10 protein-coding genes and 5 tRNA genes are annotated in these 10,940 nt (G+C 27.7%); 4 read left to right on the forward strand and 11 right to left on the reverse strand.

Features of this window, described 5'->3' with window-relative positions; genetic code table 11:
* The 8 genes from ACQPVP_RS16710 to rph form a co-directional block, all read right to left on the reverse strand.
* A tRNA-Gly gene (locus ACQPVP_RS16710) sits at nucleotides 1-74 on the reverse strand.
* A 15-nt stretch (nucleotides 75-89) separates the two neighbouring features.
* A tRNA-Pro gene (locus ACQPVP_RS16715) sits at nucleotides 90-165 on the reverse strand.
* A 6-nt stretch (nucleotides 166-171) separates the two neighbouring features.
* A tRNA-Arg gene (locus ACQPVP_RS16720) sits at nucleotides 172-248 on the reverse strand.
* A gap of 75 nt (nucleotides 249-323) precedes the next feature.
* A tRNA-Gly gene (locus ACQPVP_RS16725) sits at nucleotides 324-397 on the reverse strand.
* A 15-nt stretch (nucleotides 398-412) separates the two neighbouring features.
* Nucleotides 413-488 (reverse strand) — tRNA-Pro (locus ACQPVP_RS16730).
* Nucleotides 489-640: 152 nt separating this feature from the next.
* Nucleotides 641-1,117: a YfcE family phosphodiesterase gene (locus ACQPVP_RS16735; RefSeq protein WP_430851889.1), complete on the reverse strand. Its 477-nt coding sequence runs from the start codon at nucleotides 1,115-1,117 to the stop codon at nucleotides 641-643.
* Between the two features lie 9 nt (nucleotides 1,118-1,126).
* A complete protein-coding gene (locus tag ACQPVP_RS16740; RefSeq protein WP_430851891.1) occupies nucleotides 1,127-1,738 on the reverse strand; it encodes an XTP/dITP diphosphatase in 612 nt (203 codons plus the stop codon).
* A 3-nt stretch (nucleotides 1,739-1,741) separates the two neighbouring features.
* Nucleotides 1,742-2,488 (reverse strand): ribonuclease PH, encoded by a 747-nt coding sequence (gene rph, locus ACQPVP_RS16745; RefSeq protein WP_430851893.1) that lies wholly within the window; start codon nucleotides 2,486-2,488, stop codon nucleotides 1,742-1,744.
* An 87-nt stretch (nucleotides 2,489-2,575) separates the two neighbouring features.
* Between rph and ACQPVP_RS16750 the strand changes: the two genes are divergently transcribed.
* Nucleotides 2,576-4,165 (forward strand): hypothetical protein, encoded by a 1,590-nt coding sequence (locus ACQPVP_RS16750; protein ID WP_430851895.1) that lies wholly within the window; start codon nucleotides 2,576-2,578, stop codon nucleotides 4,163-4,165.
* A gap of 22 nt (nucleotides 4,166-4,187) precedes the next feature.
* On the opposite strand, the gene ACQPVP_RS16755 is transcribed toward ACQPVP_RS16750, so the two are convergent.
* Complete coding sequence (locus tag ACQPVP_RS16755) at nucleotides 4,188-5,690, reverse strand: ABC transporter substrate-binding protein (RefSeq protein ID WP_430851897.1); 1,503 nt, start codon at nucleotides 5,688-5,690, stop codon at nucleotides 4,188-4,190.
* Between the two features lie 161 nt (nucleotides 5,691-5,851).
* On the opposite strand from ACQPVP_RS16755, the gene ACQPVP_RS16760 reads away from it, so the two are divergent.
* A complete protein-coding gene (locus ACQPVP_RS16760) occupies nucleotides 5,852-6,109 on the forward strand; it encodes a hypothetical protein (protein WP_430851899.1) in 258 nt (85 codons plus the stop codon).
* Nucleotides 6,110-6,274: 165 nt separating this feature from the next.
* Here the strand turns inward: ACQPVP_RS16760 and ACQPVP_RS16765 are convergent, their stop codons facing one another.
* Complete coding sequence (locus ACQPVP_RS16765) at nucleotides 6,275-8,431, reverse strand: sensor histidine kinase (protein WP_430851901.1); 2,157 nt, start codon at nucleotides 8,429-8,431, stop codon at nucleotides 6,275-6,277.
* Nucleotides 8,406-9,104, reverse strand: a complete 699-nt coding sequence (locus ACQPVP_RS16770) for a response regulator transcription factor (protein WP_430851903.1) — start codon at nucleotides 9,102-9,104, stop codon at nucleotides 8,406-8,408. Before ACQPVP_RS16770 ends, ACQPVP_RS16765 begins: the two co-directional genes overlap by 26 nt.
* 201 nt (nucleotides 9,105-9,305) lie before the next feature.
* Between ACQPVP_RS16770 and ACQPVP_RS16775 the strand changes: the two genes are divergently transcribed.
* Nucleotides 9,306-10,013 carry a superoxide dismutase gene (locus tag ACQPVP_RS16775; RefSeq protein ID WP_430851905.1) on the forward strand — a complete coding sequence of 236 codons (708 nt, stop codon included), beginning with the start codon at nucleotides 9,306-9,308 and terminating at the stop codon, nucleotides 10,011-10,013.
* A 205-nt stretch (nucleotides 10,014-10,218) separates the two neighbouring features.
* Nucleotides 10,219-10,827, forward strand: a complete 609-nt coding sequence (locus ACQPVP_RS16780; protein WP_430851907.1) for a superoxide dismutase — start codon at nucleotides 10,219-10,221, stop codon at nucleotides 10,825-10,827.
* Nucleotides 10,828-10,940: the final 113 nt, after the last annotated feature.

Consider the following 10,940-nt stretch of genomic DNA (forward strand, 5'->3'; position numbering starts at 1 on the left):
TGGAGCGGGTGATGAGAATCGAACTCACGTAACTTGCTTGGAAGGCAAGGGCTCTACCATTGAGCTACACCCGCATATTAAGTTTTAAATGGTCGGGGTGACAGGGATTGAACCTGCGACCTCATGGTCCCAAACCACGCGCGCTCCCATCTGCGCCACACCCCGAGATTATGGTGCGTGTTAAGAGATTCGAACTCCTGGCCCACGCCTTAGAAGGGCGTTGCTCTATCCAGCTGAGCTAAACACGCATATTCTCGTAAAGAACATAAACTATTTTATATCATCACTGTCTACTTGTCAATACCTTTTTTAAAACCTTTTATTGGAGCGGGTGATGAGAATCGAACTCACGTAACTTGCTTGGAAGGCAAGGGCTCTACCATTGAGCTACACCCGCATATTAGGTTTTAAATGGTCGGGGTGACAGGGATTGAACCTGCGACCTCATGGTCCCAAACCACGCGCGCTCCCATCTGCGCCACACCCCGAATCTTTGATATCTCTCAGCGACAATGTTTATTCTACAATAGGAATAGCAATCCGTCAATATATTTTTTAAAATAATTTTAATATAAATATTAGTTTTTTATATAAAACATAAAATTACTACAATAACAAAGCGGATTGCCTGGCTATGTTGCTATATTTCCTTTATATATAAATTAGGTTCTTTATCTTGAAATATTTCAATAAATCCCATTGTTCTCTTTGCTGCCCCATAAGGAAAAGTTATACTTCCTGGATTCATTATTATTAATCCATCATATTTATTTATAATAGCCTTATGAGAGTGTCCAAAAAGTACTATATCTGCTCCAACTTCTTTTCCTCTATAAAATATAGTATTGTATTCACTCTTTACATTATACATATTCCCATGAGTTATAAATATCCTCTTTCCAAATACTTCAATTATTCTTTCAGAAGGATATTCACTTGAAATATCACAATTTCCTCTAACAGCATAAATTTCTCCATTAAAATATCTTTCTAAAAGTTTAGTGTCTGGAGCTCCATCTCCACAATGTAAAATTATATCCACATCATTAAGATATTTTTTTACTTCATTAATAGAAGAAGCTTCATAGTGTGAATCACTAATTACAGCAATTTTCATTTTCTCCTCCTATAATAACTCTTTTATAATTTCTTTAACTTTTTGTAGTGCAACTCCCCTATGAGATATTTTATTTTTTTCCTCCATAGTAAGTTCACCAAAACTTCTATTTAACGGTTCATAAAAGAATAATGGATCATATCCAAATCCTCCATGCCCTTTTTCTTTTTCAAGTATATATCCCTCTACAGTTCCTCTTAAAGTCCTATATTCATTTTTATCACTTATAAGAGCTAGTTGACATACGAATCTAGCTTTTCTATTTTCATTATTAACTCCAGATAAATTTAAAAGTAGCTTTTCATTGTTCTTTTTATCATTTCCATGCTCACCAGCATATCTTGCTGAAAAAACTCCTGGTTCTCCATTTAAATAATCAACTTCTAAACCCGAATCATCTGACATTACTATAAAATTATTTTCACCTTTTTTTATTAATTCTTTATATATTTCCACACTCTTCTTTTTAGCATTATCTTCAAATGTTAAACCATCCTCTTCTACATCTATATCTAATCCCATATCTTTTAAGGATAAGACTTCAATAGGGAGATTGGCTAAAACTTTTTTTATTTCTTTTATTTTCCCTTCATTATTACTTGCAATAACTAGCTTTTTCATATATTATTTTCCCCCAGTACCTATCCACAAAGCATCCATTTTTAAAGCATCCTTTTGTATTTGAACCATTTGCTTAATTCCTTTTTGTGCTAAATCTAATAAATCATTTAATTCATCTCTATTAAAAGGAGATTCTTCTCCTGTTCCTTGTATCTCTATGAATTCACCTTCATCTGTAGCAATAATATTCATATCAACCTTGGCATTAGAATCTTCTTCATAGCACAAATCTAATATTTTCTCTCCATTAAGTATTCCTACACTTGTTGCACTTACAAACTTTCTTATAGGGTATACCTCAAAAGGCTTCTCTTTATGAAGTTTATTTACTGCATCAACTAATGCTACAAAAGCTCCTGTTATAGATGTAGTTCTAGTTCCACCATCTGCTTGGATAACATCACAATCTATCCATATAGTCTTTTCACCTAACGCCTTTAAATCCATTACAGATCTTAAAGCTCTTCCTATTAATCTCTGAATCTCCATAGTTCTACCATCAATCTTAAGTCTAGCTATGTCTCTTACTTTTCTAGTTCCTGTAGATCTTGGTAGCATATTATACTCAGCAGTAATCCAACCTTCACCTTGCCCCTTTAAGAAGGGTGGTACCTTATCCTCTATTGAAGCTGTACATATAACCTTTGTATCTCCAACTTCTATTAAGACAGATCCCTCTGCATATTTTGTATATCCCCTAGTAATTTTAGTTGACCTCACTTGATCATTTTTTCTTCCATCTATTCTCATGATATTACCTCCAGTCTTAATATTATAAAAATTTATGCACTATTTTAATACTAAACTCATATTATTAATATGAGGATTAATGAAGAGGTGAAGAATTTGCGATATATAGGACCATATTTTAGAATGAATAAGCTATCTCATAAAGAAATTAACGGCCAACTTTTTCACTTATCAAAAGAGGCCATAAGAACCTTAGTTCTAGAGTCAAAATGCGGATTAATTGATTCTGTTAAAAATTATAAAAAATTATCATCCTCCATTGATATTACCACATCTACCAATTTTTCTCCACTACTATGTATATATAGAAAGTCTTCTCCTAATTATATTCATAGTAAAAATTACAATGGATTTGATGAAGAATCTTTTAAAAAGGAGATATCACCAGGAACTAATGCGCTCTTGACTGCAAGTATACTTAATTTATCTACTTACTATTATAGATTTAAAGATGTAGATAAAAAACTATATTCCTATTCAAAAATATATAAAAAACTTTCAAGAAAACAGCTTGAGTTTTATTCAGTTAACCTTAGAAATAATGAGGGTATTTTCACTGAAAAAAAGAACTTGGCAGAAAATAACTATAAGGGCTTTAATCTTGTAGATAAAGATAATAAATTTAAGTTTTCTGACCAAGCTTTTATGATGGTCTCTTACAACCTATACTCAATATTATACCCAGAAGATGAAATTTCAGCAGATTATAATAACTTTTCTCTTGAAATTCTTGAAACCCTTAATGAATTTAAAGAAAATATTTATAATTGCTCCTTTGAAGAAATATGTAAAATTCTTCTTGCAATAAATATATTCTATAGCAATTGTAAAAATAATAATGCTGAAATATTACTTATTGACTTAACAGATTTTCTAATTAATAAATTTGATGAAAAAGACTACTATGTTGATGCTTTAGATTTTACTTCACTTTTTGCAATAAATTTAATGTTATCATTTAAACATACTCAAATGATTACCTTTAATGAAAAAGCTAAAGAGATAACTAAAAAATTAATAGCTTTATATGATGATGATAAAGAAACTTTTCTAAAACTATCGAGTAAAAAAGAATTGAAATATACTTGTTTTGATATATCCTTCTATTTCCTAGCATTATTTATGTATTCTAATGAAGATAGTCTGGAAAAAGAATATAAAAATATGATTTCTTCATTATACAGAAAATATTTAGTTAATTCAGGAATAATTACATCATGGCCTGAAGCCCCTACTCTAGATGATGCTGAAAGATATAGAGGATTAACATTTAGCTCATCAGATATGTTAGATGAAAGTTTCTTTAAGATGTCTAACACATCATCTCCTTCTGGACTTGGTATAGCACCAATATTTAGAAGAAATATTTCTTATTCCAAGAAGAAAAATGTCTTTTCTTCTTCTAGTTCATCTTTTGATAGTTACAAAAACATCTTTATATATCAATTAATTATATTTTTATTTAAAGATGATTTTATGTTAGAAACAAATATACTTAATCAACCCATTGAATATAGAACTAATGAGGATGATTATATAGAAGATGATTCTCTAGAAGATACTGATAATATAGAAGTTAATAATATTGAAATTGATAGTAATAAAAGTTCAGACACTAATGATAATTCTAGAGATAATAAAGAACAAAAAGAAAATAATTCAAATATAAAATCATAAAGACTGAGTTAATTCTCAGTCTTTATGATTTTTCTATATTGCTAAAATCAATATTCCCATTTCCATCCATAGTAAGATTTTTAATTTTCTTATTAATAGCAATATTATCATTATAAAAAAGTACTGGAAGAACTCTATAATTATTAAATATATCTTCCTCTATACTTAAAAATATTTCTTGTCTTTCCCCATCAGTTTTAGCCGATGATAGTTTCTCTTTACTACTATCATCTAGAAAATTCAATAAGTTATTATAAATAGCTCCATCATTAGATAAAGTTAAATCCCCTTGAAGAATAGCCATATCATAATAATTTGATCCATCAATACTATTTAACTCATCTTCAGTAATTAAGTCATAAGCTAAATAAATATCAGTATTATTTTCAAACCAAGCTGATAAATATTCACAAATCTCTTTATTTTCGCTACCTTCTTCTGCAACTATATGTAAAACTTCAGGTTCAACCCATTCTTTTTCCTCAGTACTCATTACTTTTCTAGCTTGAAGTTTTGCTAGATCTTCTTTATCTTCTCTAAAATAACTTCCCTCTGCAAGCTCCATATACATACTATTTTCTAATTGGTATTTCTCGAAAGCTTTATTTATCAACCTATAAACCTCTCTTCTTCCATCTACTTGTAATACCTCTTCATTCTTATTAAATGCTAAGAACATAGCTTTAGTTGACTTCAAACTAATTAATCGCCCTTCAGAATTAAGTCTACTTAACTGACTCTTTGGTGGGTTTATAACTATATCTCTTCCCCCTACCTCAAAAGATGCCATAGCTATCTCTTCTCCATGATCTGAAATAATTTTTATTTTTTCAGCTATACTAGAAGAAGTTTTTTCATTTCTCTTTAGGCTTACTTCTGACATATTCATATCTTCAATGCTATAATATCCTGAATATATTAAATCACTATAATTTTTTTTAATATCTTCCCATAACAAAACATTTTTTCTTAATCTATATTGGGGTGTAGTCATCTCTTCAACAAATTTATCGTTCGCAGAGTTTAATCTGAAAACTATATTATCTTCACCAAAACTTATTCCTACATCTTCTGTAAATGAACCTTCACCACCTCTAAAAACAGTTGCTCCATATATATTTAATAGAGCTGATATATTTTCTTCATTTTCTTCTGTTAATATTTCTCTAAAGAATGTTGCAATATCCCTTGGAGTTATTCTAGTTCCATCACTCCAATATATATCACTTCTTATTTTAAAATCATATTCCAGTCCATCTTCCCTAACTTCAACACTTTCAGCTAAAGATGGCTGTATTTCATTATTTTCATCCAACTCCACTAATCCTCTACTAGTTGCAGTAATTATATCTTGAGATCTTTTATCCAGACTACCAACTGCTTTAAAATCAGTCGGTATATTAGTTACTGAATATACAAGCTCAGTATCATTATTTTTAACATTTGGACTTGAAACATCTATAAAGCCTATTAGAAAGCTAACCACCAATGCAGTTGATACTAGCGTTATTATTAATTTCTTCATACATACTTCTCCTTATAGTTAGTATCTTCTAGAATTATATCCATAAAAATAGTTAAGTAATCAAAATTTTTATACTTTTCTAGGGATTAAATAAATTTATATAAAAAATAAATTTTATATATGCTATAATATTGGTAGTTAAATTTTGGAGGAATATTAATATGGATTTAGCAGTTCAAATTTTTCAAATAGTTTTTTATGGTGTTGGAGCTCTATTTATGATTTCTTTTGCTATCATCGGAATATGGGGCTTCATAATATTTAATAAATACTACAAAGCTAAAAGAATTGAAAATTACCTACTTGAAAAAATTTATCAATCTATAAATCATATATCTTATAAAAATAGTAGTTTTCTTAATGAAAATTCTGATGAGAATGTAACTGACATAGATAACTTACTAGATGATGAAGAATAAAAAAATAAACATATTAAATTTTGCTTATTCTATGGATATTATATAAGTCATCGCAAGGTTTAATATATACATTTGAAAACTAAAGAAAGGAAAGTATAAATAATTATTAAAATAATAATTTATTTATACTTTCCTATTTTCATAAAATGACGTAACCCATATAATTTACTTATTTATTTTATTAAATCTAGTAATTACCTTAAATAAATCTCCATCTATTTCTATTTTAAAATCTCCACCTTGTAACTCAACTATACTTTTAGCTATGGAAAGCCCTAAACCTGATCCTTCTGTACTTCTTGACTGATCTCCTCTTTTAAATCTTTCAATAACTTCCTCTGCTTTAAAATCAATTTGATAAGCAGAAATATTCTTCATAACAACTATAACATCATCTTCATTATTAATTACATCAATATATACCCGAGAATTTTTCATAGAATATTTAATTATATTGTTTATTAAATTTTCATATACTCTAAAGGTTTTTCTTCCATCTAAACATAATATTGCCTTTTCTTCTGGCCACTTAGTTATTATATTTAAATTAGCTTGAGAAATTTTTTCTTCTAATTCTCCAATAACTTGCCTTAATAAAGAAACTATATTTAAATCTTCTTTCATAAAATTCATATTTCCTGATACTGCCTTTGAAGCTTCAAATAAATCTTCAATTAGTATTTTAAGTCTTTTAGATTTCATATCCAGAACCTCTAGATATTTCTTTCTTTTTTCATCAGTAATATCTTCTTCCTTTAAAAGATCAATATAATTAATAATAGAAGTAAGTGGTGTTTTTAAATCATGAGAAACATTAGTAATTAATTCACTTTTCATTTTCTCGCTTGTTATAGCCTTATCTAAAGCTTCTTTAAGACCATCTTCAATAGTAATAAGATTATTTTCTATACTTTTTAATATTACCATCTTATTATCTTTCAAATTATTCCTGTAATTTCCTTTAGCTATTTTTAATGTATTAGATTCTACTATACTAATCTCCCTAAATATAATTACAGATAAAATAGATGACAATAATATATATATACATAGGTAAGCTCTAGAAAATATCATGAGCCCATATGACCAATATGCAAATGATTCTAACCACAGACAAAAAACAGCTATTACTGATAAACTTATAATAAATATAGATTTAAATTTATTAGTCTTTATAGCCTCATTATTTTTTAATACACTAAAAATATATTTATATAGCTTTAATATTAATAAATTTCCTATATTCCTTTGATTATTTAAAATTAACACTATATCTTTTAAGAAATAATAATCTAGTAAAATATATATAGCTGACTTTAGAATTACTAAATTACAGTATTCAGTATAACTATAGTATGGTATAACATTTTTTAGTAAGTCATTAAATGTGATAAGAGAAATCATAAATATAATAAATCTTATATCTATAGGTATTTTTACGTATACACTTTCCACAAAACTAATATCTTTATTTTTTCTCTTCTTAAAAATTATTAATGCTAATACTATGACTATACTTCCAATAAAAGTTGTTATACCTATTTTCTTGTTAATAGATGAGACATTTGCTTCTCTTTCTGCAAAGGAATCATAAAGTGCATCCCCTACTTTTAATTCTTTAGGTATTCTATAGTATCTAACTAAATTATCATCACTATAATCTAAATAATTGTATAAATTAGCTAGTTCTACTGAATAGAAACTCTTATTATCTCTAACCTTAGACTTAGGGAAATACATATAATAATAATCTTCATTATTTATAAAATTATTTTCTTCTATTTGCTTTTCTATATTACTATCATTTATATTAGTAATTTTTGCACCAGAACTATCCTTGAAGAAAAACTCTATATTTACATTCCCATAGAGAGTGTTTTTTGTGTTTTCATATATATAATTAAAATGCTGATCTACAGAATCATCTTCCTCCATTATTATTTTTCTTGATTCTTCTATCTTACTTTTGATTTCCTCTTCTGATAAATTATTAAATATACTTCTTATATTTGCTTCTGCTTCTTTTATAGCTTCTTCTTTAGCTAACTTACTGTTTTCTAACTCCTTATTATATACATCCGCCTTTTTATTTCCGTCTAAATCCTTATATAAATTAATATAATCTTTTAAAACTGTATTAAAAAATTCAAAGCTACTTCTCACTGAATTTTCATCATAAAAATTATCTTTATATGTATTTTTAAATTCTTTGTATTTATCTATTGTTTTATTTAATGAAATATTAAAAGATATTACCAGTATTGAAAGTATAAATATTCCTATATCCCTTAAAAATTTATTTTTTATCGACTTTGTATCCAACTCCCCACACCACCTTTACATATTGAGGATTTCTAGGATCTACCTCTATTTTTTCCCTTATCCTCCTTATATGGACAGTTACAGTATCTACATTATAAGGGGCTTCATTCCAAACCCTTTCATAGATTTCTTCTATTGAAAATACTCTTCCTAAATTACTCATAAGGAGACTTAGAATTTTAAACTCTAACGGAGTTAGTTTAGCTTCTATTCCATTTACAGTTACTAGCTTACTTGCTTTGTTTAATTCCAATCCTCCTACTATAATTACATTTTGATTATCAGCAGTATTTAATGAAGAAAATCTTGTATATCTTCTTATTTGAGAATTTACTCTAGCAATTAGCTCTAATGGATTAAAAGGTTTAGTTAAATAATCATCTGCTCCTAGGTTAAGACCTAATATTATATCTGAGTCTTCTGTTTTAGCCGAAAGCATTATTATTGGAATTTCTTTTTCCTTCCTTAACTCAATAGTTGCTCTAGTTCCATCAAGATTAGGCATCATTATATCCATAATTATTAAATGAATTTCCTCTTCACGTGCTATTTTTAATGCTTGAATTCCATCATAGGCAGTAAAAACATTATAGCCTTCATTTAATAAATAAATTTCTATTGCTTCTGTAATCTCCTTATCATCATCTACTACTAAAATATTGTACTTACTCATATATCCCCCTAAACTTTTTTTAATATAAATGTAGTTAAAGTAACTTCCTATGCTAATAATGGTAATAGCAATAAGTTACAAAGTTAGTATCAATTTTCTTAAAGAATTCTTAAAAATCAAATTTATAATTATTATATCATTTTTACTAATTATTTATAAAATTCATTTTTATAGTAAATACTAAAAATGGAGGTGTTTAATTTGAAGAAAAAATATACAATTCTATTATTAGTGACATTATCTATTGTCTTATGTATTACTTTAGCTCCTACTTTAACTGCCAAAAGTAATAATCTTGGGGAAGCACAATTTGAACTTAAGCCATTACCATATGATTATGATGCTCTAGAACCTTATATAGACAAGGAAACTATGATGCTTCATCACGATAAACATGAAAAAGCTTATTTAGATAACTTAAATAAAGTAATTACAAAATATCCTGAATTATATAAAAAAGGCATTGAAGGAATTTTAAAAGACTTAAATTCAGTTCCTGAAGATGTTAGAGAAACAGTAAAAAATAATGCTGGTGGAGTTTATAACCATGATTTCTTCTGGTCAATTATGTCTCCTGAAAAGGATCAAACTCCAAATGGAGAGTTATTAAAGGCAATAAATGAAGAATTTGGCTCTCTAGAAAACTTTAAAAGTAAATTTAAAGAAGCTGCTTTAGGTAGATTTGGTTCAGGATGGGCTTGGCTTGTTCTAGATAATAAGGGGAATTTATCTATAATTTCTACTCCTAATCAAGATTCACCAATTTCTCAAGGTTTAACTCCTATTTTGGGTATAGACGTATGGGAACATGCTTATTACTTAAAATATCAAAATAAACGTGGAGATTACATAGATAATTGGTGGCATGTAGTTAATTGGAAACAAGTTGAAATTAATTTTAATAGCTAAATACAAAGTAGGAATTTATCCTACTTTTGTTTTTTAATTTTATAAGTTAATTTTTTTCATTTTTATTAAATTTAGGTATAGACATATTTACTTAAAAAGCTTATAATATGATAAAAGATATTAATTGATAATTATTATTAATAAGATTTATAATTATTTATTAATTTTAAAAAATATAGGGTATCCTATTATGAGGTGATTAGATATGAATAAATTTACTTTAAAACCATTACCATATGCATTTGATGCTTTAGCTCCATATATAGACGCACTTACAATGGAAATACATCACGATAGACACCATCAAACTTATGTAGATAATTTAAATAATGTATTAGCAAAATATCCTGAGTTCTATGAAAAATCATTAGAAGAAATTCTAACAAACTTAGATTCAGTACCTGCTGATATAAAACAAGCAGTTATAAACAATGCTGGTGGAGCCTACAACCATGATTTCTTCTGGAATATCATGTCAGAAAAACATAACCAAAATCCTTCAGGAGCTTTATTAGCTGCTATCGAAAAAACTTTCGGTTCAATTGATGCTTTCAAAGAACAATTTGCTGCAGCTGCTGCAACAAGATTTGGTTCAGGTTGGGCATGGTTAGTTAAAGATTCTAATGGAGAATTAAAAGTTATGAGCACAGCTAACCAAGATAATCCAATTTCAGAAGGATATAAAGTAATATTAGGATTAGATGTATGGGAACATGCTTACTACCTAAATTACCAAAATAAGCGTCCAGTATATGTACAAAATTGGTGGTCTGTTGTTAACTGGAAACAAGCTGAAGAAAATTTCGCTAAATAACAACTTTATTCCAATAAAAAGAGATACATTAAAATGCAATGTCATTAAGTTAAGAAATTGGTTTTAAAAAAATCTACTAAGAGCAAGATATAAATTAATATCTTGCTCTTTTT

Source organism: Clostridium nigeriense (assembly GCF_050585265.1).
In the GTDB taxonomy this organism is placed as follows: domain Bacteria; phylum Bacillota; class Clostridia; order Clostridiales; family Clostridiaceae; genus Clostridium; species Clostridium nigeriense_B.

What these genes read in the sequence shown, in the direction of transcription:
- ACQPVP_RS16735 (WP_430851889.1), bottom strand. Translation starts at nt 1,117, where the DNA reads ATGAAAATTGCTGTAATTAGTGATTCACACTATGAAGCTTCTTCTATT.
- ACQPVP_RS16740 (WP_430851891.1), bottom strand. Translation starts at nt 1,738, where the DNA reads ATGAAAAAGCTAGTTATTGCAAGTAATAATGAAGGGAAAATAAAAGAA.
- rph (WP_430851893.1), bottom strand. Translation starts at nt 2,488, where the DNA reads ATGAGAATAGATGGAAGAAAAAATGATCAAGTGAGGTCAACTAAAATT.
- ACQPVP_RS16755 (WP_430851897.1), bottom strand. Translation starts at nt 5,690, where the DNA reads ATGAAGAAATTAATAATAACGCTAGTATCAACTGCATTGGTGGTTAGC.
- ACQPVP_RS16760 (WP_430851899.1), top strand. Translation starts at nt 5,852, where the DNA reads ATGGATTTAGCAGTTCAAATTTTTCAAATAGTTTTTTATGGTGTTGGA.
- ACQPVP_RS16770 (WP_430851903.1), bottom strand. Translation starts at nt 9,104, where the DNA reads ATGAGTAAGTACAATATTTTAGTAGTAGATGATGATAAGGAGATTACA.
- ACQPVP_RS16780 (WP_430851907.1), top strand. Translation starts at nt 10,219, where the DNA reads ATGAATAAATTTACTTTAAAACCATTACCATATGCATTTGATGCTTTA.